Annotated in this window: 14 protein-coding genes and 1 pseudogene; 8 read left to right on the plus strand and 7 right to left on the minus strand. The window is 68.3% G+C overall.

The features are described from left to right. Window positions 1–238 precede the first annotated feature (238 nt). The 4 genes and pseudogenes from CMC5_RS25120 (at window position 239) to nth (ending at window position 8,814) form a co-directional block, all read left to right on the plus strand. Window positions 239–5,536: a serine/threonine-protein kinase gene (locus tag CMC5_RS25120; protein WP_050432801.1), complete on the plus strand. Its 5,298-nt coding sequence runs from the start codon at window positions 239–241 to the stop codon at window positions 5,534–5,536. Between the two features lie 268 nt (window positions 5,537–5,804). Continuing rightward, a pseudogene (locus CMC5_RS47810) lies at window positions 5,805–6,572 on the plus strand (histone H1-like repetitive region-containing protein); the annotation flags it as partial. 60 nt (window positions 6,573–6,632) lie between these two features. Beyond that, window positions 6,633–7,904: a Fic family protein gene (locus CMC5_RS47815; protein WP_245678586.1), complete on the plus strand. Its 1,272-nt coding sequence runs from the start codon at window positions 6,633–6,635 to the stop codon at window positions 7,902–7,904. Window positions 7,905–7,947: 43 nt separating this feature from the next. Continuing rightward, window positions 7,948–8,814, plus strand: a complete 867-nt coding sequence (nth, locus tag CMC5_RS25130) for an endonuclease III (RefSeq protein ID WP_082362776.1) — start codon at window positions 7,948–7,950, stop codon at window positions 8,812–8,814. A 68-nt stretch (window positions 8,815–8,882) separates the two neighbouring features. Here the strand turns inward: nth and CMC5_RS25135 are convergent, their stop codons facing one another. Beyond that, window positions 8,883–9,671, minus strand: coding sequence for an arginyltransferase (locus CMC5_RS25135; RefSeq protein ID WP_082362777.1), 789 nt, complete (start codon window positions 9,669–9,671; stop codon window positions 8,883–8,885). 370 nt (window positions 9,672–10,041) lie between these two features. Between CMC5_RS25135 and yhbY the strand changes: the two genes are divergently transcribed. Continuing rightward, window positions 10,042–10,368, plus strand: a complete 327-nt coding sequence (yhbY, locus tag CMC5_RS25140) for a ribosome assembly RNA-binding protein YhbY (protein ID WP_050436115.1) — start codon at window positions 10,042–10,044, stop codon at window positions 10,366–10,368. Between the two features lie 17 nt (window positions 10,369–10,385). On the opposite strand, the gene CMC5_RS25145 is transcribed toward yhbY, so the two are convergent. Next, the gene (locus CMC5_RS25145) at window positions 10,386–14,171 is read right to left on the minus strand and encodes an FAD-dependent oxidoreductase (RefSeq protein ID WP_050432802.1); all 3,786 of its coding nucleotides are present in this window, start codon (window positions 14,169–14,171) and stop codon (window positions 10,386–10,388) included. A 666-nt stretch (window positions 14,172–14,837) separates the two neighbouring features. Between CMC5_RS25145 and CMC5_RS25150 the strand changes: the two genes are divergently transcribed. Then, the gene (locus tag CMC5_RS25150) at window positions 14,838–15,275 is read left to right on the plus strand and encodes an RNA polymerase sigma factor (RefSeq protein WP_156338859.1); all 438 of its coding nucleotides are present in this window, start codon (window positions 14,838–14,840) and stop codon (window positions 15,273–15,275) included. Between the two features lie 19 nt (window positions 15,276–15,294). Here CMC5_RS25150 and accC read toward each other — a convergent pair whose 3' ends face one another. From accC to CMC5_RS25165, 3 genes are all read right to left on the minus strand, one after another. Beyond that, entirely contained in the window at window positions 15,295–16,641 is a 1,347-nt protein-coding gene (gene accC / locus CMC5_RS25155) for an acetyl-CoA carboxylase biotin carboxylase subunit (RefSeq protein WP_050432804.1), read from the minus strand. A gap of 13 nt (window positions 16,642–16,654) precedes the next feature. Continuing rightward, window positions 16,655–17,119, minus strand: a complete 465-nt coding sequence (gene accB, locus CMC5_RS25160; RefSeq protein WP_050436116.1) for an acetyl-CoA carboxylase biotin carboxyl carrier protein — start codon at window positions 17,117–17,119, stop codon at window positions 16,655–16,657. 356 nt (window positions 17,120–17,475) lie between these two features. After that, the gene (locus CMC5_RS25165; protein WP_050432805.1) at window positions 17,476–17,835 is read right to left on the minus strand and encodes a roadblock/LC7 domain-containing protein; all 360 of its coding nucleotides are present in this window, start codon (window positions 17,833–17,835) and stop codon (window positions 17,476–17,478) included. 419 nt (window positions 17,836–18,254) lie between these two features. Between CMC5_RS25165 and CMC5_RS25170 the strand changes: the two genes are divergently transcribed. After that, window positions 18,255–20,099 carry an aconitase family protein gene (locus tag CMC5_RS25170; protein WP_050436117.1) on the plus strand — a complete coding sequence of 615 codons (1,845 nt, stop codon included), beginning with the start codon at window positions 18,255–18,257 and terminating at the stop codon, window positions 20,097–20,099. Window positions 20,100–20,232: 133 nt separating this feature from the next. On the opposite strand, the gene CMC5_RS25175 is transcribed toward CMC5_RS25170, so the two are convergent. After that, on the minus strand, window positions 20,233–22,320 hold the full coding sequence (locus CMC5_RS25175; RefSeq protein WP_050436118.1) for a hypothetical protein: 2,088 nt from the start codon (window positions 22,318–22,320) through the stop codon (window positions 20,233–20,235). Between the two features lie 39 nt (window positions 22,321–22,359). Beyond that, window positions 22,360–23,460 (minus strand): hypothetical protein, encoded by a 1,101-nt coding sequence (locus CMC5_RS25180; RefSeq protein WP_245677739.1) that lies wholly within the window; start codon window positions 23,458–23,460, stop codon window positions 22,360–22,362. Between the two features lie 78 nt (window positions 23,461–23,538). On the opposite strand from CMC5_RS25180, the gene CMC5_RS25185 reads away from it, so the two are divergent. Continuing rightward, entirely contained in the window at window positions 23,539–24,963 is a 1,425-nt protein-coding gene (locus tag CMC5_RS25185) for a sulfatase family protein (protein ID WP_050432806.1), read from the plus strand. Window positions 24,964–24,985: the final 22 nt, after the last annotated feature.

The following is a 24,985-nucleotide window of genomic DNA, read 5'->3' on the forward strand; positions in this document are numbered from 1 at the left end:
TCCGTCCCACGGGGGCCGTGGGGCTGTCAACTTTCTCACCTCCCACCGTCTCGCACCGCAGGGGCGAGCCTTGACGCGATGGGCTGCGTAGGGGACAAGCACCTACTTGACCCCTCCGACCCCCCTTTCGGGCCGACCCCGTACGCCGCTAGCATGCGGCCGCCCCGACCCCGGGGGTCGTCGGTCACGGCGCCCCGACGGGCGCCGCCGATGACGGGGTTGGCTGCCGAGGAGATCCATGTCCATCGATATCGTGCGAGGCGAGCTCGAGCGCCTCTTCTCCCTCGAAGAAATGATGTCGCTGTCGACCGAGCTTCTGGGTATCGACCCGGGCGAGATCGGGGGAAGCGCGTCCAAGGCCTCGTTCGCGAGGGCGCTGACGGATCGCTGCGTCGAGCTCGATGCGGTCGATGCCTTGCTCGATGCGGTGACCGCGTCCAGGGGGAGCGTGGATGCGCGCGTGCGCGAGCTGGGGGCGCGCGGCATCAGCTTGCCGGAGGAGCTCGCGGAGGGCGCGACGTTCGGTGACTTCACGATCGTGAAGAAGATCGGCGAGGGCCCGCGCGGCATCGTGTACGCCGCGAAGCGGGGCGACAGCGAGCGCGTGTTGAAGGTGATCAGCCGTGACGCCTCGCAGGGCCCGCGGGCGTCGCGACGGTTCGTGACGCACGTGCGGCTCGCGGCGCGGGTGCAGCACGAGAACTTGCCGTCGGGGCTCGAGGCGGGCTTCGTCGACGCGCGGCCGTGGGTGGCGTACGAGCCGGTCGAGGGGCAGCCGCTCGGCGCGCGGATCGCGAAGACCGGGCCGCTGCACTTCAACGAGGCGCGGGCGTTCCTGCGGGGCATCCTCGGGGGCCTCGCGGCGCTGCACGAGGCGCGGCTGTCGCACGGCGCGGTGCGGATCGAGAACGTGATCCTCGCTCCGGGCAAGGATGGTCAGCCGCGGCCGGTGCTGGTGGACGTGGGCGGTGATCGGTTGCGCGGTGGCTGGCAGAGCCGGCGGATCGCGCGGTCGTCGAGCCCGGAGCAGCTCCGCGGTCAGGTGGCGGACCTCGCGGGCGACATCTACGCCTTCGGCGTCCTCCTCTTCGAGGTGCTCGCGGGCAAGTCGCCGTTCCAGGGGTCGAGCGCCGTGGAGATCGGCATCGCGCACCTCACCCAGGCCGCGCCCTCGCTCGGGGTGACGGCGCCGAAGGGCTGGGTTCCAAAGGAGCTCGACGAGCTGGTGCACCGCCTCCTGCTGAAGACGGCGGAGAACCGGCCGAAGAACGCGCGCGCGGTGCTGGAGACGCTGGAGGAGCTGGGGCGACCCACGGCCGAGGGGCCGAAGAAGACGATCACCGACGAGCAGTTCGACGATCGGGTGGCGCTGCTCCTCGCGGATCCGGGGGACGCGGACGTGGCGATGGCGGTCGAGGCCGCGGTCGAGCAGGGCGCGGAGCCGGCGAAGGTGGCCGAGGCCTTCGTGATGGCGGCGGACCAGTTCGAGGAGTCGGAAGACGTCAACGCCGAGAAGATCCGCGAGGGCAAGAAGTCGCTGCTGTTCCGCGCGGCGCGCATCTACGAGAGCGGCAAGGAGCACGCGAAGTCCGAGGAGATGTACGCGGCGATCCTGGCGCTGGATCCCGAGGACGACATCGCGTTCACGGCGCTGGAGGAGCTGCGCAAGACGCTGGGCAAGCACGAGGAGCTCGTGGAGATGCTCCTCGAGCGCAGCGAGAAGGCGACGGAGAACAGCGAGCGCGCCCGGGCCCTGAACGAGATCGGGCACCTCTACGTGCGCGAGCTGGAGGACAAGGACCAGGGCGTGTTCGCCTTCGCGCAGGCGCTCTCGCAGGCGCCCGAGAACGACGAGTACGCAGTCGATCTGGAGCGCGCGGCGGGCAGCGACATGAAGATCTGGGCCGAGGCGCTCCAGATCCTGAGCCAGGCAACGACGAGCGAGGAGATGTCGAGCGACGGCAAGCTGGCGCTCTTCAACCGCCTGGGGCCCTGGTACGCCGAGAAGATCGCGCGGCCGGACATGGGGCTGCCTTGCTTCCAGTTCGTACTGAGCCTGGATCCGGCGAACGATCGCGCGCTGGAGGGCGTCGCGCAGCTCTACCGCCGCGCGCAGCAGTGGCAGGAGCTGGGGCAGGTGCTGCTGAGCCGCGCCGACCGGGCGCCGACGCCGGCAGCAGCGCGGGACATGCGCGCGGAGGCGGCAGAGCTGCTGGAGACACGGCTGAACGAGCCGCAGAAGGCGCGGGATCTGTACGACCAGATCTTCACCGAGGATCCGGGGCACACGCGGGCCGCCGACGCGCTGCTGGGGCTCTACCGGCGCGCGGAGGATCACCTGGGCACGGCGCGCATCCTGGAGCAGCGCGCCGAGGCGCTACGGGGTGAAGAGCGGGTCGAGGTGATGTGCAAGCTGGCCGAGCTCTACGAGGACCAGCTCAACGACATGGCCGAGGCGACGCGGCGGTACGAGGCGGCGCTGGAGGTGGACGCGCGTGCGCTCACGGCGCTGCGCGGCCTGGACCGCATCTACAACCGGACCGGCCGGTACAAGGAGCTGCTCGTCAACCTGGAGCGCCAGGTCGCGGTCGCGGCCACGCCGCGGCAGCGCATCAACCTGTACGAGCGCATGGCGGGCATCTACGACGAGGAATTCCTCGATCACCAGATGGCTTCCGAGGCGCTGGAGATCATCCTCAAGATCGATCCGGCGCACGAGGGATCGCTCACGGCGCTGACGCGCCATTACCGCGCGCTGAACCGCTGGGAGGACGTGGTGGAGCTGCACGATCGGCAGCTCGCGCTGGCCACGGACGACAAGCGCCGCGAGGAGCTCTTGCTCGCTTCGGGCCGGGTGCTGCTCGACCAGATCGGGTCGCCGGAGCGGGCGCGCAAGGCGTACGAGAAGGTGCTGGAGCTGAACCCGAACCACGCGGGGGCGCTGGAGTCGCTGGCGCACGTGCGGGCGGCGACGGGCGACGCGGCGGCGGCACTGACGGCGGTGGAGTCGCTGGCGGAGAAGGCGCAGGCGCCGGATGCGAAGGCCGAGCAGTGGATCCGCGCGGCGAAGATGCTGGAGGAGCGGGGCGATCGCGACGGCGCCATCGAGCGGTACAAGCGGGCGCTCGACGCGCAGCCGGACAACCAGGGGGCCCAGACGGCCCTGCGCGCCGCGTACCTGTCGCGCGGCGACGCCACCAGCGCCGTGGAGTTGATCAGCCGGATCATCGACGTCACCGAGGGCAACCTGGCCAAGGCTCGCCTCTACGGCGAGATGGCGGAGATCCTGAAGGACAAGCTGAGCGACGATACCCGGGCGGCCGAGGCCGCGACGAAGGCGGTGGATCTCGACCCGACCAGCGTGCTCGGCCTGCTGATCTCCGGCGACATCGCCTTCGAGGCGAACCGTCACCTGGAGGCGGCGAAGAGCTACGAGTCGCTGGCCGCGCGCGTGGACGTCATGCCGCAGGCCCAGGGCCTCAGGATGCTGCTCCGCTACGTCGACTCGCTGAGCAAGAGCGGCTCGACCAGCAAGGCCATCGGGACCGTGAAGACGCTGCTGACCCTGGCCCCGGACAACCCGGCGGCGATCGGTCGTGCGGCGAAGGTGAACCTGGACGCTGGCAAGGCCAAGGAGGCGGCGGCGCTCTACACGGACCTGATCAAGCGCTTCAGCGACGACCTGTCCACGAGCGACCGTGCGGACGCGCTGATTCACCTCGGCCAGGCGCGGCTCGACTCGGGCGACGCCGACGGGGCCATCGAGCCGCTGACCGAGGCGGCGGACCTGGTGCCGGAGTCTCCCCTCCCCTTGCGGCTGCTCGGGAAGGTCTACGAGGCGAAGGGCAACTGGGAAGAGGTGGTGCGGCAGCGGACGCGGCACCTCGACATGGTGGTCGGCGAGGAGCGGAGCGCCATGCTCCTCGAGATCGGCGACATCGTGGCCACCCAGCTCAACGACCGCACGCGGGCGGCGAAGAGCTACGTGGCGGCGCTCGACGAGCGGCCCGACGACCGGAAGATCCTCACCAAGCTGATGCAGCTCTACAGTGAGGAGAAAGACTGGGGCAAGCTGGTCGAGGTCGTGCTGAAGCTGGCGTCGAAGGTCGACGACCGAAAGCAGAAGGCGAAGTACCTCCACACGGCGGCCATCGTCAGCTCACGGCAGATGGGCGACCTGGACCGGGCGGTCGCGTTCTACGACGAGGTGCTCGACCTCGATCCGTCGCTGGTCAAGGCGCTGGAAGAGGCGATCGAGCTGCGCGGCGAGAAGGGCGACCACGAGGGGGTGGAGCGCTTGCTCAACGTCCAGCTCGAGCGGGCCACCGAGGCGGGCGACAAGGACAAGATGCTCGCGACCTTCGACAAGCTCGGCTACCTGTACAAGGACCGGCTGGACCTGACGACGGAGGCCATCGACGCCTTCGAGGCCGCGCAGACGCTCGACCCGGACAACGAGGTGCGCAACGACCTGCTCGCGGCGATCTACGCGAGCGACCCGGCGCAGTTCCTCGACAAGGCCGTGGCGGCGCAGCTCCCCATCCTGCGGCGCAGTCCGTACAAGCCGGACTCATACAAGCTGCTGCGAAAGCTCTACACCGAGGCGAAACGGGCCGACTCGTCCTTCTGCGTCTGCCAGGCCCTGGTGAGCCTCAACGCGGCGGAGCCGGACGAGGAGCGCTTCTTCCGGCGCCTGCGCCCGGAGAGCGTGGCCGCAGCCCAGGACCGGCTCAACGAGGACGACTGGGCGCGCCTGGTGATGCACACCGAGGCCGACCCGCTCCTCACCTCGGTGTTCAGCGTCATCGAGCCGGCGGTGCTGCGCAAGAACGGCCAGGCACTGGAGGTGCTGGGCTACCAGCTCGCCTATGCGGTGGACCTGGTGCGTCACCCCTATCCGATGTCGCAGACCATCTATTACGCCTGCGGCGTGCTGGGGATGGATCCCCCGGTCACCTTCCAGAACCCCAATGACGGGGGCGGGGTGAATTTCCTCCACGCCCACACCCCGGCCATCGTGCTCGGGGCGGCGGCGCTGGCCATGGATCTGCCCACCCAGGCGGCTGCGTTCATCGCAGCGCGTCATCTCACCTATTATCGGCCGGGCCTCTACCTCCGGCACCTGGTCCCCACGGGGACGGGTCTCCGGGCGTGGCTGTTCGCCGCCATCAAGCTGATCTCCCCCACCTTCCCCATCTCCAAGGACCTGGAGGGGCCGGTGCGGGACAACCTGGCGGTGCTGGAGCCGACCATCGTCGGGCCGGCGCGCGACCAGCTCGCAAGCGCGGTGAGCAAGCTGCTCCAGGCGGGCGCCATCGATCTGAAGCGCTGGGTGTCCGGGGTCGATCTGACCGCGGATCGCGCCGGTTTCTTGCTATCGAACGACCTGGAACTCGCCCAGGAGATGATCAAAGCCTCGGACGAGGCGAGCGCCGCGCTGCCGCACAAGGACCGCTTGAAGGAGCTGCTCCTCTATTCGGTGAGCGAGGAGTACTTCGCGCTCCGGCGGCGGATCGGCATCAACATCGATAGCTGAGGGGCCGCGTCGCGGCGCAGGAACGACCTGGATGGATCCGCCCGGATCCATCCCTCATTGGCGTCAAAGCGGCAATCTGCGCGCTGTATCGGTTGACGGACAAATCCCCAAATTGCTAGGCTGGCGCCGCATTGGACCCATTTGGGGTCAATGACAGTGCGTTTACGGCCGTCTACCACCTCCGAAACGGCGGTGGGCGGCGCAGACGCTCAAGTTTTCACCATAGCCCCGACGCCGAGCAGCTTCGCGTCCTTGTGAAAGCACGCCCATGGCGGCCAAGAAGACCCGAAAAGCGACCAGGAAGGCCACGAAGAAGGGGACCAGGGGCAGGGCGGCGAGCTCCTCCCGGCGGTCAGCGACCGCCGCGCGAGCAGGCAAGGCAAAGCCGGCCGCTCGTACGGCAGCGCGCAAGACGAAGCGCAAAACCGCGGCCAAGCGCACCACGGCGGCAAAATCGCGGCCGGCAGCGAAGCGCAAAGCGGTGAAGCGCCCGGCGCGCAAAGCCACGACCGGCCGACGAAAAGTGGCTGGAACGAAGAAGACGCCGCGGGCCCGTGCCATTACACGACGCGTGGCGGCAAAGAAGACGACGCGAAAGCCGGCAAAGAAGGCGCTGAAGAGGGCAGTGGCGCGGAAGGCAGCCCCGAAGAGGGCTGCGGGCCGCAAGACCACGGCCAGGAAGCCGGCCGCCAGGAAAGCCACGGGCCGCAAGACCACGGCCAGGAAGCCGGCCGCCAGGAAAGCCGCGGGCCGCAAGACCACGGCCAGGAAGCCGGCCGCCAGGAAAGCCGCGGGCCGCAAGTCCACGGCCAGGAAGCCGGCCGCCAGGAAGACGACCGCCAGGAAAGCCACTGCGCGCAAGACCATTACGCGCAAGGCTCCTGCCCGGAAGACGACCGCCAGGAAGCCGGCCGCCAGGAAAGCCGCGGGCCGCAAGACCACGGCCAGGAAGCCGGCGGCCCGAGGGCGCACGGCGGCGCGCAAGACGATTGCCACGAGGAGCCGCAAGACCACGGTCCGGAAGGCGCTCCCCGCCAGGACCCGCGCCAAGGCGGCCCAGGGGCGCACCGCGGCGCGCAAGGGGACGCGCACGCGGGTGGCCCAGACGAGGGCGGTCAAGGCGAAGAAGCCGGCACGCCAGGTCGCCAGGCGGGTGGTCCGGCGGCGGGCTCCGGTCGTGAAGGCGGTCGAGCCGCGGAAGGTGCTCCGCGCGCCGGCCGAGAAGCTCGAGCAGCTCGAGAAGCCCGAGAAGAAGAAGAAGCTGCGCTCGGAAGAGGGCGGCGAGCGGGTTCGCAAGGTGAGCGAGGCTCCCGCAGCGCCGAAGTCGGGCGAGCGGGTGGCCCTGGGCAGCGAGCGGCCGGAGAAGAGCAGCGAGCGGCCCGTGCGGCTGAAGGAGCGCTCGGCCAAGGGCTCGGACCAGGGCAGGAATGGTGAGGCCGGGGAGCGGAACAGCGACCGGCCTGCCAAGAATGGTGCCCGCTCGGCCCGTAACAGCGACCGGCCCGGGACGCGCGCGGGGCGGAGTTCGTCGCCCCCGGCGAGGACCCCGGTCCGGGAGGTGCCGCGGGTGGTGTCGCTGCCGCTGCCGATGCTCCCGCCCCAGCGCCGGGCGAGCATCGAGGAGCGCTCGCTGGTCATCGAGAAGCGGCTCGCGGCCCAGACGGACGAGTTCCGTAACCGCTACTATGAGAGCTTCGATATGTCGTGGATTTACCACGACAGCGCGCTCGAGGGCGTGGTCTACACCTACGAGGAGCTGACCACGGCGCTGCGGAACGAGACGCCTCCGGCCGACTCCAGCTTGCAGCCGACGTACGACGATATCCGTCGGCACAAGGAGGCAATCGCCTATGTGCGCGATTACGGCGCCCAGAAGCGGCTGCCCATAACGCTGGATTGTCTGCGGAAGATCTACCTCATCCTCCATCCGGAGGAGGGGGACATCAAGACGGTGAAGTACCGCAAGGACATCCCGCAGCACAGGCTGTACTTCCACGAGTACACGCCGCCGGACAAGATCGCTTACAAGGTCCGGCAGATCGCCGACTGGTTGAACGATCCGGAGACGCGCAAGACGCGCAATGGCATCCGCATCGCGGCGAGGGCGCACTACGACCTGCTGCGCGTGTACCCCTTCCCCGTGGACAGCGGAAAGGCGTCGCGGCTGTTCATGAACATCATCCTGCTGCGCGCAGGGTTGCCCCCGGCGATCATCCATTCGACCGAGCGGCAGCGTTATTACGAGGCGCTCAAGGGGTCGGCCACCACGGTGCTGCAGATGGTGCAGGAGGCCGTGGAGAACGCGCTGGCGAGCGTGGAGAAGCTGCTCGACGAGCACGAGTCCCGGAAGCGTGCCTTCGTCAGCTGAGGCCAGGGCTTCGTCCGCTGATGCCCGGCAAAGGGCTGCGCGCATGTACGAGCGCCTTCGGGCGCTCCACCCCGATGCGCACTGTGAACTGACCCACAAGTCGACGTTCGAGCTGCTCGTGGCCACGGTGCTGAGCGCGCAGACCACGGACGTGCTGGTCAACAAGGTGACCCCGCACCTGTTCGCGCGTTACCCCGACGCGCGGACGCTCGCGGCGGCAGCGCCAGCGGAGGTGGCCGCGCTGCTCCAGCGGCTGGGGATGGGGATGTACAACCAGAAGGGGAAGAACATCGTCGGGCTCTCGCAAGGGCTGGTCGCGCACCATGGGGGCGAGGTGCCGCGAACGCTGGCGGAGCTGACGGCGTTGCCCGGGGTGGGCCGGAAGACGGCGAACGTGGTCCTCGGGGTGGCCTTCGGGGCGCCCGAAGGGGTGGTGGTGGACACGCACGTGCAGCGGCTGTCGCAGCGGCTGGGGTGGACGGTGCGGAAGACGCCGGAGGAGATCGAGCGGGATCTCTGCGCGCTGTTTCCTCGAAGCGCGTGGGACATGCTGTCGCACACGCTCATCTTTCACGGGCGGCGTATCTGCCTGGCCCGCAAGCCGGCGTGCGCTGCCTGCGGGGTGAACGCGCTGTGTCCGAGCGCGTTCCACGCGGAGCAGGTGGGGAGGAAGACGCCACGGTCACGGGGTCAGGCGGTCGCGGCGGCCGGGGCGACCGAGGGGAAGGCGGCGACGAAGACCGTGAAGGGTGTGCAGGCGGGGAAGGTCGCGAAGGCCGCGAAGGGGGCCTCGGCGGCGACCGGCGGGAAGGCCACGAAGGGGTCATCGACGGCGACGGGTCGGAAGACCACGAAGGGATCGTCGACCGTGGCCAGGACCACGGTGGTGCGACGGCCAGGGACGCGCTGACGCCGGCGTTCGCGAGGCGGATGGGTCACGTCGACCTGCGAGGCCCCTCCCCTCCCCTCCCTGGTGGCTCAGGTCTCGCGGTCGAAGCGGGTCCAGCGACCGGCGATGAGGCGCTCGTGCGGTAGGTAGCCGCTCTTGTAGACCATGCGCGGGCAGTCGGCGATGTAGAGGCCGAGGTAGAGGTGGGGCAGGCCCCAGCGCTTGCACAGCTCGATCTGGGTGAGAATCGAGAAGACGCCTGGGCTCAGCGGCTCGTGCGCCGGGTCGAAGTAGGTGTACACGGCCGACAGGGAGCGCTCGCCCTGGTCGACCACGGAGACGCCCACGAGCCGATCTCCCATGCGGTAGCGGATCTCGAAGGTCTGGCAGCAGGTGTCGACGAGGAAGGCCTGGTAGCCGGCGGCGTCGAGATCGTCGTCGCCGCGCAGGAGGTTACGGCCGCGCTTGTGGCGGTTGTAGAGATCGACGCGATCCTGGGAGAGGGTGGGTGGGCCGACGTCGATGGAGAAGGTCTCGGCGCCCCGGCGCAGGACGCGGCGCTGGGTGCGGCCGGGGACGAACTCGTCGACGAGGATGCGGATGGGCTCGCAGGCGGCGCAGGAGGGGCACTGGGTGCGGTAGAGCAGACGGCCCTGGCGTCGGTTGCCCACTTCGAGTCGACGTTCGAACTCCGCTGGGGTGAGCCTCCGGATGGGCAGCCGCAGGGGCATGCGCGCCACGGGATCGGCCAGGTAAGGGCAGGCGCCCAGCTCGTCGTGAACGACGAGCTCTGGCGGCGACTCCAGCGCGTCGATCCGTACGCGCGAGAGGACGTCGATGTCCTGCTCTCCTCGAAGCCCTTCTCGCTCGCTCGACATGTCCACGGCGTTCCCCCCGAAGCGTGTTCGACGCTGATGGCAGCAAGGATCAAAACACGCCGAAAGCTCGCCGTCGTCAAGGGTCACAGGGCGTGACGACGCTGGGATGTGACCACCGCCGGGGCTGGTCGTCGCGCGGGAGGTGGTTGTGGAGGTGGATGTGGAGGGCGCAGCGTTCGGGGTCGGCAGGAGCTGGGTTTCGGCGTCGCGCGGAGATGGTGGCAGCGGGGCCGCGTCGCGGCTAGTAGAGCGGGCATCGGGTCTCGTACGTGATCGTCGGCTGCGCGAGGTGCGTGGCGCAGGGGATCGCGACCTCCCGAGAGCCCAGGGCCGCAGGCCCAGGGTGTCACGAGCAGTGAAAGGGCAGACCTTGAGCCTCACGGGAAAGCAGCGGCGTCATCTCCGGGCCCTCGGCCACCACCTGAACCCTCTGGTCCAGCTCGGCAAGGGGGGGCTCACCGAGAGCGTGACGAGCGCGGTCGGCGAGGCGCTGGAGCAGCACGAGCTGATCAAGATCCGCATCGGGACCGAGTGTCCCGACGATCGCGAGGATGTGGCCGAGAACCTCGCCGGGGCGCTGAAGGCCGAGGTGGCGCAGACGATGGGGCGGACCATCCTGCTCTACCGGCGGCACCCGAAGGAGCCGAAGATCACGCTGCCCGGCGCCGAGAAGGTGAAGGCAAAGAAGAGCGCGTAGGACGCGGGTACGCAGGACTAGACGCGCAGCAGGCCGGGAGTCGTGGCGAGGACCTGCTCGAACCAGGCGTTCGCCAGCTTCTCCTGCGCGGAGTTCAGCCGGAGGCGCGACGCGAGGTGGCGGAAGTCGACGCGATCGAGCGGCTGATCCTGGTTGTAGCAGGTGAAGACGACGGTCTCGGCGCCCGTCTCCGGGTCGACGTGCTTCTGGAGGCACTGGGCGCAGATCTCCTTCATCATGCACTGCATCGGTGAGTTGATGCTCGCGATGGCGTGGTGGCGCGGGTTGAGGTGCGGCGCGAGGGCGCCGTGGCGGGCTTCGCGGACGGCGTTCATCATCCGGTCGGAGCCGATGGCGATGATGCGGTTCACCTCGGAGAGGCGGGCAACCTCGCCGCCGAGGCGGCCCTCGGCGTAGGCCACCATGGCCTGCACGATGTTGCCCCGGAAGTGGCGATCGACGGGGCGACGCGGCGAGATCGCGGCGCCAGCGTCGGTGCACCACACGACCTGATCGGTGGCGATCTCGATCTCCTCTTGCTTGAAGAGGTCCTCGCCCATCCGGTAGCCGGCGAAGTAGATCACGCGGTCGCCTCGGGCGCGGAGGGCCTTGGCGATGGAGAACAGCACGGCGTTGCCCAGGCCGCCGCCAGCGAGGAGCAGGGTCTCGCGCTCGGGGATCTCGGTGGGGGTGCCGGTCGGGCCCATGACGACGACCTCTTCCCCAGGGCGGAGCGCCGCGATGAGGCGGCTGGAGACGCCCATCTCCAGGGCGATCATGGAGAGGAGGCCTTGCTCTTTGTCGACCCAGGCGCCGGTGAGGGCGAGGCCCTCCATGGTGAGGCGGGCGTCGCCGATGCGCGGGGAGCGGACCTCGTAATTCTGGAGCCGGTAGAACTGGCCCGGCTCGAACTTGCGGGCGGCGGCAGGAGCGCGCACCACCACCTCGATGATGGTCGGTGTGAGGCGCTCGACCCGCTCGACCACGGCGATGAACTCGTGGTCGAGGCGGGCGAAGAGGGCGCGTCGGCGGGCGTCGCGGGTGGCCTGAGGCTCCTGGTCCAGCCTGGCGAGATCGTGGCGGAACAAGGCCACGACGGAGGGGAAGGCGTCCTTCGCACTGGCCATCGCCTTGACCACGCTGCCCGCGTAGTGCGGGTGGTTGTCGCCGTAGAAGCTCACGGCGTGCTTGCCGTCGTTGTAGCTCGTGAAGAAGCCCCGCTCGGCCTCCGAGGGCTCGACGTGCAAGGCGCCCGCGTCGTCCACCCAGGCGCGGTGAGCCTGGAAGAACTGCTTCCAGCGGTCGAAGGTGAAGTGGCCGGGGTGCTCCTTCTCGAAAGTGACGTTGGGGCTCGTTCCAGCAGCGACGCAGACGGTGCGCGCGGGCAGGGTCACGTGCTCGCCCGTGTTCCGCCACTTGCCGTCGAGGAGGGCCTGGCGCTCGAAGACCATCGCAGAAACCGCGCCGTGCGCATCGAGGACGGCCTCGACGGGAGACATGTTCTCCACGTAGCGCACGCCCTCTTCGAGGGACTTGGCCACCTCTTCGTGGTTCAGCCGGTAGGCGGGAGAGTCGATGAGGCGCTTGCGGTACACGAGCGAGACGCCGCCCCAGGCGTCGAGCAGGGCCTGCAGCCTCGGAGGGCGGCCCTCGCGCTCGGCCCGCGCACGCTCGTCTCGCAGGGCGGCCGCGTGGCGCCGCTGCTCGAGGATGAACTCGCGTTCTTCCTCGTCGAAAAGCGCCATCACGGCGTCCTCACCGCGCGCTGCGACGAGGGCGTCCACCCGGGCCGCAGTCTTCTCGACCTGGACGAGGTAGTAGGCGAGAAGCTCGGTGCAGGTGTCGATCGCGGTCAGCCCGCCCCCGATCACCACCGCGGGCAAGCGCACCTGCAGGTTCGCCAGCGAGGAGCGCTTGTAAGCCCCCGAGAGCTGCAAGGCCATGAGGAAGTCGCTCGCCTTGCGGATGCCGCGCGCGAGGTTGTTCTTGAGCTGGATCAAGGTGGGCCGCCCGGCTCCGGCGGCGATGGCCACGTGGTCGAAGCCGAGCTTCCAGGCGTCGGCGACGTCGATCGTTCCCCCGAAGCGCACGCCCCCGTAGATGCGCAAACATCGCTGCCGAGCCAGGGTGATGTAGAGGACGGTGAGGAAGTTCTTGTCCCACCGCACGGTGATCCCGTATTCGCTCACGCCCCCGAACCCGAGGAGGACGCGCTCGTCCAGCTCGACGTAGAGCTTGGCGAAGTCGCGCACGGGGCGAGGAGGCCGGGTGTCGTCGCCGGTGAGCTCGACGGGGAGCGGCTCGATCTTGAGGCCGTCGATCGCTGCGACGGCGAAGCCTTCACGGGCGAGGTGATGCGCGAGCGTGTACCCGGCGGGCCCGAGGCCGACGACCATCACGCTCTTGCCGTTGTACGGCTTGGCCTGGGGTCGCTCGACGTCGAGGGGGTTCCAGCGGGTGAGCAGGCCGTAGATCTCGAGTCCCCAGGGGAGGCCGAGGACGTCGGTGAGCACGGCCGTCTCGATCTGCGGGATGTTGACCGGCTCCTGCTTCTGATAAACGCAGGCCTTCATGCAGTCGTTGCAGATGCGGTGACCCGTGCCAGGGAGCATCGGGTTGTCGATGCAGACGAGGGCGAGCGAGGCGATCGCGTCGCCGCCCTGGCGCATCAGGTGCATCTCGCTGATCTTCTCGCCGAGAGGGCAGCCGTGGAGGGGGACGCCGAGGGGGTTCGCCTTGATCGCGCCCGTCTTGTTGTCGCGCAGGCCCTTGGAGCAGGAGTCCTTGTCGCGGTCGTGGCAGAAGAGGCAATAGTCGACCTCGCTCTCGATCTCGCGCGGCGTGGCGCGTCGGTCGGTGAGCGCGAACCCGTCGCGCTCGCGGCGCTCGTGCTCGGGGCCGACGAACAGCTCGGGGAGCGCGTCGTCTTTGCGGCGAAGCTGGACGAGCTGCTGGTAGTCGAGGTTGTGAGGAGTCCTCAGGGTGGGCCAGTACCGGGCGGGATCGTGCTCGTCGGCGCGCCGCCGGGCGAGCCAGGCCTCGATGGCATCGAGCGCGAAGGCCGTGACGGCGGCGTCCTCGGCGTCGGTGGGCCGGGCGGCTTCCGTGGCGACCGAGGAGGCCGAGACCCTCTCCAGCGCGGGATCGGCAGCCAGCGCTGCACGCACGTGGGCGGCCCGCGCGTGGAGCGCATCGGTCCAGTGAGCCCCGCCAGCTTTCGCGGCCTTGCGGGCCACCTCGTCGACTTCGAGCAGCGAGAGCGCCGCGCGGGCGACGGCGAGTTCTTCCGCTGCGGCACCCCCCTCGAGCAAGGAGGGGGGCGCACCGAGGGCCGCGAGGACGCGGCGCGCGGCGTGCGCAGCTTCCACCGCCGTTCCCTGCCAGGCGCGCCCGGCGCTGGCCTTGAAGAGTCGCTTCTTGCTGAACTCCTTCTTGAACTGCCACAGCGCGCTCCGCTCCGCAGCGGCGTCGATCAAGGCCCCCAGAGCGCGGTCGACGCCGAAGAGGTGAGCGACGAAACGTGACAGGTGGGGAGCAGCACTCAGCAGGGCCTCGGACGTCTGCTCGGGCGGAACGACGGCTCCCCCCCGTACCGCGGTTCGGTAGGCATCGAACCGGGCGTAGGCCTCAGGGTCCTCTTGCCCGAAGGCGGCGTCGAAGCGCTCGCTCAGCTCGGCGAGCCGCGTCGGCTCGAACAGGTCGGGGTACGAGAAGCCGGCCACGCCGAGGACGAGCGCCTCCGGCTCGGACGTGGACTGCACCCAGGAGGAAAAATCAGATTGAAATCCAGAGGTTGCTTCCATGTCAGGATCGTCGGCGCGAGGCGCGTTGGGTGGTCGTTCGTGGTGTCTTCGAGGATCTGCCTTTCCCCCTCGCCAGCCGGGACGAAAGGTAGCACCGAGGAGGTGGGCCACGCTGCCTTTCGATGCAGGCGCGATGCACGGCTTCGCGCCGTCATGACGCCCCGCCGCGCATCACGAGCCAGTTGGCCTGTCCGCAGAGGGCATGAGCCGTATTGCGATGAGCTGCGGTGGTCCCCAGGTGAATGCAACCAATCGTCCTCGCAGGCTCATGATGGTTGGCGGCATTCGTCTTCGCGACGCGCTCAACACCTGTATTACGGCGGCAATGAGCCACGAATTCAGGCAAATCGCCCAACGGCCAATGCAACAATGCCGCATTCACCTCCCTATCAGCTCGACATGGCGTTATGACTGCGAGCCATAACGGCGGTTCGAGGATCCGGGTGAGAGCAGCGCAACGTCGCGACGTTGCCCTCAATCCGCCGCCTCAGACGTCGGTTTTCGTCCATTCGAAGAATCGATTCCGAAATGGTTCGTCGAGGCAATACGCAATCGAGTGTCGACCGGAAGCAGCGTGTTGAACCGCTACCGGCGCCTGTCCATCCCAGCCCCGAGGCGCTGCTGCTGCAGCGAGATGCCATTCAACTCACGGTCGTGGCGTGCGGCGTGCCCCAGCGGGAGGTCGAGGATGTCACCGCGGACTGCCTGGCCGCTGCCTGGGCCGCGATTCAGCGAGGAGATTTCCGGGTGCATGCCTGGGTGGACCCCGTGGAGGCGCTCCGCCGCTGGCTCTATGGCATTGCCTGGAGGCTCTCCGCGCACGAACGAGACCGAGCGCGGCATCGGCGCGAGGTGCTGGTCGATGCGCCCTGGGACTTCGCCCGTGAGGAACCAGCGCTCGACGCCGAGGCCCAGCTCCGCGCGCGGGTGATTCTGCGCGCCCTCGACGCCCTGCCAGAGACGCAGCGTGCGCTCTTGCTGGCCACCGCCGAGGGAGCGACGCCTTCCGAGCTTTCGGCTCCGCTGAGGGTCACACCGCGCGCCGTGCTGCACCAGCTGTCGCGAGCGCGGAGGGCGCTGCTCGTCGCCGCCAGGGTCGAGTGACCCCGGCCGGCCGTGCGAATCAGAAGCCGCGGGCGACCACGCGCTCGATGGTGCGGGTGGACATGCGGCCCTCGATGACCTCCGGATCCCGGAGGAGGGCTTGATGGAGCGGGATGTTGGTGCGGATGCCGCCGATGATGAACTCGTCGAGGGCGCAGCGCATCTTCGCGATGGCCTCCGCGCGGTTCGGGCCATGGGTGATCACCTTGGCGAGGAGCGCGTCGTAGGCGCTGGGGACTCGCCAGCCGCCGTAGACGCCAGAGTCCACCCGGACTCCGCCGCCACCCGGCGCGTGATACTCGGTGATGTGGCCAGGCCAGGGAGTGAACGTGCGCGGATCCTCGGCGTTGATGCGGCACTCGATGGCGTGGCCTCGGAAGCTCCAGGGTCGGGTGTCGGGGAGGCGCAGTCGCTCACCGGCAGCGGCCCGGATCTGCTGCTCGACCAGGTCGACGCCCGTCACCAGCTCCGTCACCGGGTGCTCGACCTGGAGACGGGTGTTCATCTCCATGAAGTAGAGTTCTCCGCCCTCATCCATCAGGAACTCGAGCGTGCCGAGCGTGGTGTAGCCCGTCTCCTTCATGGCACCACGAACGATGTCGCTCATGGTGATGCGCCGATCATTGGTCATCGAGGGGCTGGGGGCCTCTTCGATCACCTTCTGGTGTCGGCGCTGCAGCGAGCACTCGCGTTCACCGAGGGTCCACACCTGTCCGTGCTGATCGGCCAGCACCTGGAACTCGATGTGTCGCGGCTCCTCGATGAACCGCTCCAGGTAGATGTTCGGGTTCTTGAACGAGGCAGAGGCCTCGCGTGTGGCAGTGTCGAAGGCACGCGCGAGTTCGTCCTCCTCCCGGACCACGCGCATGCCGCGGCCCCCACCGCCACCCGCCGCCTTCAGGATGACCGGGTATCCGATCTGTGCAGCCTCGCGCGCAGCCTCTACCGCATCCTTGAGGACGCCAGTGCCGGGCAGGAGAGGCAGGCCGAAGCGACGGGCAGCAGCGCGCGCGGCGACCTTGTCTCCCCAGGTGCGCATCGCTTCGGGTGTGGGACCGATGAAGGTCAACCGACACTTGCGGCACACGTCCGCGAAGTGAGCGCTCTCCGAGAGGAAGCCGTAGCCGGGGTGGATGGCGTCAGCGCCCGTGACCTCGGCAGCGGCGATGATCTGAGGGATGTTGAGGTAGCTCTTCGCGGCATCGGTCGGACCGATGCACACGGCTTCGTCCGCAAAGCGGACGTGGAGGGCACCAGCATCCGCTTCGGAGTGGATGGCGACGGTACGGATGCCGAGAATGCGACTCGCGCGGATGATGCGCATCGCGATCTCGCCCCGGTTGGCGATGAGGATCTTCTTGAACACGAAGGCCCCGCCGTCAGGTCGGTCGTACTTTGAAGAGTCGCTGCCCGAACTCGACCGATTTACCGTTCTCGACGAGGATCTCGACGATGACGCCAGCCTGGTCGGCCTCGATCTCATTCATCAGCTTCATGGCCTCGATGATACAGAGCGCCTGGCCCTCGCGGATGGAGCTGCCGACCTCCACGAAGGGAGGCGCGTCCGGAGAGGGTGAGCGGTAAAATGTACCGACGAAGGGTGACGTGACGAAGGCCGTCTTCGCGTCGTCGGCTGCAGGTGCCGCAGGAGCGGCGACCGGGGCGGATGCGGTGGGGGCGGCTGGAGGGAGAGCTGGCGCGTACCCCCCTGCCAGGGGCTCGGCGACCACCCGACGAGCTCCGCGCACCAGGCGGATGCGGGCGTGCTCGTCCTCGAACTCGAACTCGCTCACATCCCGCTTTTCGAGGAGGCGGAGTAGCGCGCGGAGCTGATTGAAATCGATGTTCATGGCTAAGCGGACGTCGGCCGGGGACGTGCGGCGAGACGGGTTCCTCACCCCGCTTCGCCCGACCGTCGGGTGAGCACCCCCTGGGCCGAGGCGCCCCCCGTTCAAGCAGAGAGGCGCTTCACCTTCAATCTCTTTCTTCCAGCGCGGGCGAGGTCATCTCCCAGCGCGCGAACGAGCCGTCCACACAGAGCACGCTGACCCTGACCAGAGCCAGCATCACGCCCGTCGATCATCGACGAGCGTGGTCACGGCGTGGAGCGGACGACGTTCTCGCGGTCGGCCGAGACGGTCGAAGTGGTGACCAGAAACCTCGAGGCCCCTGGGTCCCTCGCCTCTGCCGGATCGCGCTGTCAGGACAGCTCTTTCAGGAGGAGCGGTACCTTGGTCCGGAGCATGTACCTCGCCTTGCCCATGTTCGCGTCGGGCGACATGGAAAAGGCCACGAAGTAAGCGTTGTTCACGACGCGGATCAGCGTCGTCACCTTCTCCGCCTGGATCGCGACCTCGGCCGTGGGGCCTGCCTCGAGCATCTCTGCTGCACGCTGGATCGACTTCAACACGACGCTGAACTCCGCGCCGATGGTGCTGATGTCGAACTCGGCGCCGTTTCGCGAGTAGCTGTCGACCGCGATGCCTTCGAAGTCCATGAGGAGTGTCGCGATCCCACCCTCGGTGTTCTCGACGATCTCCTTGAGCACGGCCTGGAACATGGCGCCGAGACTACCCAAGAGCGACGAGATTGGGAAAGGAACCGAACGAGGTGACGCCGCTCCCGTCTCCGGCAGGGGGTCGAAGCGCACCGGGAGGGGGGGTAGAAATGCGGAGGAGGAAGGCAAAGGTAGCAGCGACCTCCGGGGATCTTTGTCTCTTGCATCCGGACCTCAGCCGGGCGATTGCCGCACCAAGGGGCCGCTCCGCGCTGCATGCCTTGACCCTCGTCCCAGCGTGCGGCTAACGTGCATGCCGTCTCCCCGTCACCCGGCATGAGCACGGGCGGAGGGTGGACGATTCCTCCGGCAAGAAGGCGCGGAGGTTCGCGCGTCATCGCTGCCAATTCTTCATCGTTCCCAACGAAGAACAGGACGGCCCACTTTCTATGCGTGCGCGAGCAGGGGATCCCCCCCGCACGATGCCCCAGAAGATCCTCGCCGGGCGAGCGACGGATCCGCAGCTTCGGGGTGATCTGGTTCAGGTCAAGGTCGATCAGGTGATCCTGTCGAGAGCGCCGACCCGTGCGCTCTCGGAGGCCCTCGCAGCCGGCATGAAGAAATCGCCGGTCGAGGTCGCCGTCGCCTACGATGGTACCTGCATCACCGATGCCACCTCCATGGCAGACGCCGAGTCAGGCAGCGCGCAGAGCGTGTCGCCTGACTTTCCTGCCTACAATATCCCCATCGCCCGGCCTGGGATCGGTTTCCCCGCCCAGGTTCACCTCGAACGCTTCGCGGCCCCAGCGCGGCTGGCCCTCACCGACGATCCGCGGCTCGCCACGGTGGGCGGGATAGGGATGCTCTCTCTGGTCGTCTCGCCGAGCCAGCTCGGTCAGGCGCTCGCGACCGGCTCGGCATGGCTCAGGCCACCGCGCAGCGTCCAGGTCCACCTGTCGGGGAAGATCCGTCCCTTCGTCTGCGCGCGCGACGTGGCCTTGGAGCTGCTCCGCCGTGGGCTCGACGAGGTCGTGCGCCGGATCGAGGCCGAGTTCGGAGCGCCCGTGGTGCTGGAGTTCGCGGGACCGAGCGCTCGTCTGCTCTCGGTCGGTGACCGAGCCGTGCTCTGCGGGCTCGCGCCGCAGGTCGGAGCGGCCGCTGCGCTGTTCGTGAGCGATGAGAAGACCGAGGTCTTCCTGCGAGATCAGCGTCGGTCCAAGGCGCATCGCGCGCTCATCCCCGACCCGGGGGCCCCTTGTGAGGAGGTCGTCTCGCTGGATCTGGCGGCAGTCGACCCGCTGCTCCTCGACGAGGAGGGGGTGGTGCGCCCGGTACGCGATCTCGCCGGCAAACCCGTGGGTCAGGTGGTCCTCGGAGGGGACTCCGGGGCGACGTTGCGGGACATGCTCGCGGCTGCGCTACTCCTCAAGTCGAAGCGTGTCCCGTCGCGACTCGACCTGCTCGTGGCGCCTCCCTCGCGTCAGGTGCTCGAGGTGCTCGCCCAGTCGGGTGCCCTCGTCGATCTGGTCGCCACGGGCGCGCGGATCGTGGAACCGGATCATCGGGTGGTGAGCAGCGAGATCTACCCGCCTCCGAAGGGAACGCTGTCCCTGCGCACAGCCGACCCAGAGCCACGACGCCCTGGGACGCCATCCTTCGTCGTGGCTTCGGCGGAAACGCTCGCCTACGCGGTGGCCACGGGAACGGTCGGAGATCCTCGCTCGTTCAAGCGGCCAGTGCGTGTGACCGTCCCGCGAGCCCTGCCGACCGACGATGTGCTCATTCTCCGCGACAAGAAGGGTTCCGATCTCGCTTCCACGAAGAAGCCCCCCGCGCCGCCTCCAGCCCTCGGGTGGAAGAGCGCCGCCACACTCGACGTGCATGAAGGCATTCCGCGCGCGGCCGCCGCCCTCAGCCCCTCCGTGACGGGCCCGAGGTCGGCCGGAGATACGACGGCACGTCCTGGGTCAGACGCCGGGGTAGCGCTGCTCCTGTCGTCACTCGACGAGATCCGCATCGCTGTCGAGCGCGTCCGCGAGCTCGGCGCGGTCCGCGCCATCCTCTCGCCGTTCGTCCCGAGCACGGCGGTCAGCGTGTTCGCGAGCGAAGGAATCGCATCCTTCCGCATCTCGGCGGAGCAGCTCGAGACCATCAAGGCGCAGAAATCCCTGGCACTCCCTGCCCCGGCGCAGTGGGGCGACACGGTCGCTGCGACGCTCGGCGAGCAGAAGGTCGAGCTGACCTGGCTCGCCGTGGGCGCGGAACGCGCATGGACGCACGCCGGAACAGCCCGTGAGCCGGCCACCAGCGCCAAGCCCGCACGCTGACACCCGTTCTCCCCTATCCTGGGCCTGGCTCCCCTGCCCTGCTTCGACGTGGCTCCCGGTGAGATCCCCGGGGGAGGCGCTCAGCGCTCCCCTCGGATGACCTCTCACTGCGGAGACTGGGATTCTCGGTTCCTCACGGTATGGCGCGCACCGGACTCGGTGGTCGCACCATCTTGATGGCCCGGGTCAGATCCCTGAAGCGGACCTCCAGCTCGTTGATCTGCATCTCCAGCACGATCAAGCGCTTCGTGATCTCGTCGAGCCGGGCCGACGATTTCGCCAGCCGATTGGTCAGATCACGTCGCAGATCCTCAGCCGCTTTGTTCTTCTCGATCGCACGCAGGTTACGCCGCAGCTCTTCGCTCTGCTGGGAGAGCCTCGCCTGCTCGTCCTGGAGAGCGTTTCGCTCGTCCACGGCGGGACGCAGTTTCCCTCTGATCTCCCATGCCTGTCCGAGGGACTGGACCACCGCTGCCTCGGCACGCGGGTCCTTCAAGTAGGCCTTCACAGCGTCATCTGCCAGCTGACTCAGCCAGTCGACGCGCTGGTTGTAGGTCCTGCGTTCGTCCACATCGAGCACGGCGGTCCCGCGCGCTGGCACCGAGATCGGTATCAACGCGCTGCCCGTACCCAGGTTGTCCTCGGTGTCCTTCGGGGGATTGTGGAGCCGGGTCCCGTGGAGCCGCGGGTGCTTGACCAGCGTCTTCGCCGCCGCATCGCTCCCGTTGCGGATCGCGTACTTCGTGTGGATCACCCAGTCGCGCTCGATTTCGATCTCTCCTGACTCGATCTTCGCCAGACGCGCTCCTTCCGAGCTCTCCTGGCGGTTCGTGTCCACGGCCAGGCTGCGCTCCAGGGCGAATGGCACGGTGGTCGTTGCTCCAGGCGGGAGGGGGTCGACCATGCCCTGACCGAGGAATGCGCCAGCTTCGAACACGGCGATCGGGCCTCGTTCGAGCAAGCCATTCGTCTCGTTCTTGAAGCGAGCGACGCGGAACGGATGGCTGGACGAGTCAGGGACGCCTCCATCCGGCGCGAACAGGAAGATGGACTCCCCGGAGACTTCCCGGGCGAGGAGCAGCACCATCGTCGCGCTCTTGTCGGGAACATCGACGGGGAATGGCAGATCGTACCGCGTGTTTCCCCCCTCCATCGCCACTGCGGCCAGGGCGCTCATGTTGCGGGGAGCTGCTGGCATCGCCTGCTGGGATGCCCCTGCATCATAGGCGTGCTGGGGTGCCATCTTCATGGACGGGCTCGGCGCCCGCGGAGGCTCTCGCCGCGCCCGATCTTCGGCCTTCTTTTGCGACTCGGCCAGCCCACGACCGTAAGCCCCGGTCGCAGCCCTACCAGGCCTCATCGGGGCCCCTCCGCTCATGTCGTCCCCCTCGGCCATCTCCTCGTCCTCGAGCATGGGCTCCGGCGGCGGCGCGGGCGGCGGCGGTGGTGGCGTGGCTTGCGCGAGAGAGGTCTCACTGGTGGGCACAGATGCGATCACTTCGCCTCGATCCGTGACCACGGGACGCTCGGGGATGGCGGGCTGATCGAGCGTGGCCTGGAACGCCAGCGGCGCACCGGCGACCAGGGTCAGGCGGACGTTCTTCCAGTCCTCACCCGAGAGGTTCTGCACGATCCCCCACGCTTGGAGATGCGCCGTCTTTGCTCCGCTCGCCTCTTTCTGCCCAGGAGACGACGCCTGCGCGCTGGTCCCGCTCCCTTTCAGCACCAGGCGGTACGAGGGACGCCACACGGGCGTCTCCGCCACATAGCCCACGACGAGATCATGCTCACGGCCATCCAGGGTGAGCTTCACTGTCTCCAGGCGATCCTTCTTGCGCGGTCCGCCATCGCGGGGAGGCGGTGGCTTGAGCAGCACCTCGAAGCGCGGATCCGGCGCCGCATCGTCTCCGTCGTCCCCCGGCTCGGCCACCTCGACGGGAAACGACGCACTGCGGACGCTGCTCCCTCCGGCCTCCATCACGGCGAGCGTCGCCAGGAAGTCACCGACCTTCTCCTTGCGTACCCGGAACGTCACCTGCTCCGCGTCGACGCGCCCCTCGCGCTCGAAGTAGGCGACACCGTTACGGTAGATCACCACCCGTCGGAGCCCCAGCCCGGTCGCCTCGACATCGGGTCCTCGCGCGCACCCTGCGCCGAGCGTCAGCGCCGCGAGCGCCACCAGACCGCGCCCCGCGCGCGCAAGTCCATATCCTCTCGTCATGAAAGCCATCCTCGTCATCGGTTGTCACGTCAAGCGGTGTCAGCCAGCCTGCGGCGTCGCCGACACGACGCGCCAGTCAGGAGGCAGGTCGAGGAATCCCTCGTTGCACAGAAGCTCGTACATCCCATCGCAGAGTTCTCCGCAGATCATGCTGAAGACCTGCGGGTCAGTGATGAACTGCACCGTCTCATCACGATCGGAGCCCGCCGTATCCGCCAGGCGCGCCACGAGCGGATCCTCGACGGCTCCGACCAGACGCACCATGATCGCGCGCTCCATCGCCGCCCGGAACCGCGGGAACGCCTCCTCGGCGATCTTGTAACTGTATGCTCGTCCTTCCTGCGTCTGCCCTCGCTCCACGACCTCTGCAGAGATCGCGCCGACTTCGGCCGACAGCACGCGCCGCATCACGTCGACGAGCACGGTGTTGAACGCCCCGACAATCCGCCGCAGCTCCGTGGAGCGGCGGGAAAGGAAGGCGTCCTGCATGTCCTTCGAGATCTTCGCGAGCAGCTCGAAGGAGCGCTCGCGCACCTCGTCCGAGGCAAAATCGAACCCACCAAGCTCCGCTTGCAAGCGGTTCCGATACCGCGCGAGCAAGTAGAAGATCGCCTGTTCTCCGTGATGGATCACCTTCATGCCGCCATCGCGGCCGCGCGTCTTGCCGTGTAGCTCCGATTGAAAGAACAGGCGTGCGAGCTTGCGGTGGATCCGTTTCAAGCGCCCCTCCACCAGCAACGAGAGGCTGCCCGCGGGAAACACCCGCCCGAGCAGCCGACGCAACGTGCGCTCGTGGGCAGCTCGGATGGCCTCTCGGTCTCCCGAGGCGCGCTCCTGCGCGGCAGCTTGGAGCCGGTGGAGCTGTTCCACCACCGTGGCCGTCACCTCGTCCAGCTCGGGGTTGGTGGCCAGGTCGGCCCGGTAGTGGACGATGCGGGCCTGGAGCTGCTCCTCCAGAAGCCCCAGCGCCATCTCTGTGATGTGCTGCTTGAGCGCCTGGCTGACGTGCTCGCCCACGCCTGGCGGCGGAGGCGCGATGGTCTCCGTGGCGGCACGAGTCGCACCGGCCGTGCCTTCAGCGCCCCCCGCTCGGGCGCCATCGGGCGGCGGACGCGGTGCTTTCACAGCGAAACCGCTCATGGGGGGCGCCAGCATACCGGAAGTCGACCGCGCTGTACGCTTTTGGCGCTATCGCCCAACTCGGGGTAAGACGGCCCCATGCGTACGGCCCTATCGTCCAGGTTCCTGATCGGCGCGCTCGCGCTCGCTGCCTTCTCGGCAGGCTGCTCGCGCGAAGGCACGAGCGGGCAGCCGACCGGCCCCTCGACCACGAGCCCTGCCGCGGCCCCCGAGGCGTCCGACCCCAGCTCCCAGCCCTCTGCCACCGCTGCTCCGAACGCCTCCACCACGGCATCTGCCGCCGCAGCAGCAGCGCCTGCCACGAGCCCCGGGGGCGCGCCTGGGAAGCTCAATGTGCTGCTCATTTCCATCGACAGCATGCGCGCCGACATGCCGTGGGCCGGCTATCCCCGTGACATCGCACCGAACCTCACCAGGTTCGCGAAGGAAGCCGTCAGCTACTCACGCCATTACGCGGTCTCTTCCTACACCGCCATGAGCATCGGCGGGCTGCTCGCTGGCCGCTATCCGAGCGAGCTTCAGCGAAGCGGCTACTTCTTCAGCGCGTATCCCGACGAGGAGCTGTTCTTCCCGGAGATCCTGCAGAAGGCTGGCGTGCGCACGATGAGCGCGCAGGCGCACTTCTACTTCAACAAGAACAAGGCCGGCTTCCACCAGGGCTTCGACATCTGGGACATCACGCCGGGGATCTCGGCGGACAACACCACCGATCGCAACATCACGAGCCCCCAGCACCTCGAGCTCGCGCAGAAGCACCTCTCGGACAAGGCGAACACCGAGGGCACCTTCTTCGCGTTCTATCACTTCCTCGATCCGCACGACATGTACATGCAGCACGAGGGCATCGAGAGCTTCGGGAAGAAGGCCCGCGATCTCTACGACGGCGAGATGAAGTTCACCGATCTGCACGTCGGCAAGCTCATCGATTTCGTCCGAGCACAGGAGTGGGGCAAGCGCACCGCCATCGTCATCACCGCCGATCACGGCGAGGCATTCGGAGAGCACAAGATGTATCGCCACGGCTTCGAGCTGTGGGACGTGCTCACCCACGTCCCGCTCCTCATCCATGCCCCCGGGATCACGCCACGCCGCATCGATACGCCGCGCAGTTCCATCGATCTCGCTCCCACCATCCTCGAGCTCTCCGGCACCCCGACCGACACCAAGTTCCAGGGCCAGAGCCTGGTCCCCGAGCTGTACGGCAAGGAGCCCGAGGCCCGCGACGTGATCCTCGATCTCCCTCGCACCAGCGACAACGACCGAAAGCGTGCGCTGATCCACGATCGCTACAAGATCATCGCCTACGGCGACGATGACGCCTTTGCCGTCTACGATCTCGTCGACGATCCCGGCGAGACCAAGGATCTCCAGCGGGACAAGGACAAGAAGGACGTCGTCGAGCAGATGAAGGCTCGCTACAAGGAGCGCTCGACGAACATCATCGATGTCTGCCCGAAGATGCGCGAGAAGCTCAAAGGACGGAAGAAGTCGAAGCCTTGCTGAGGCCGTTCCGGCAGCGCCCGCT

The organism is Chondromyces crocatus, from assembly GCF_001189295.1.
Classification (GTDB): domain Bacteria; phylum Myxococcota_A; class Polyangia; order Polyangiales; family Polyangiaceae; genus Chondromyces; species Chondromyces crocatus.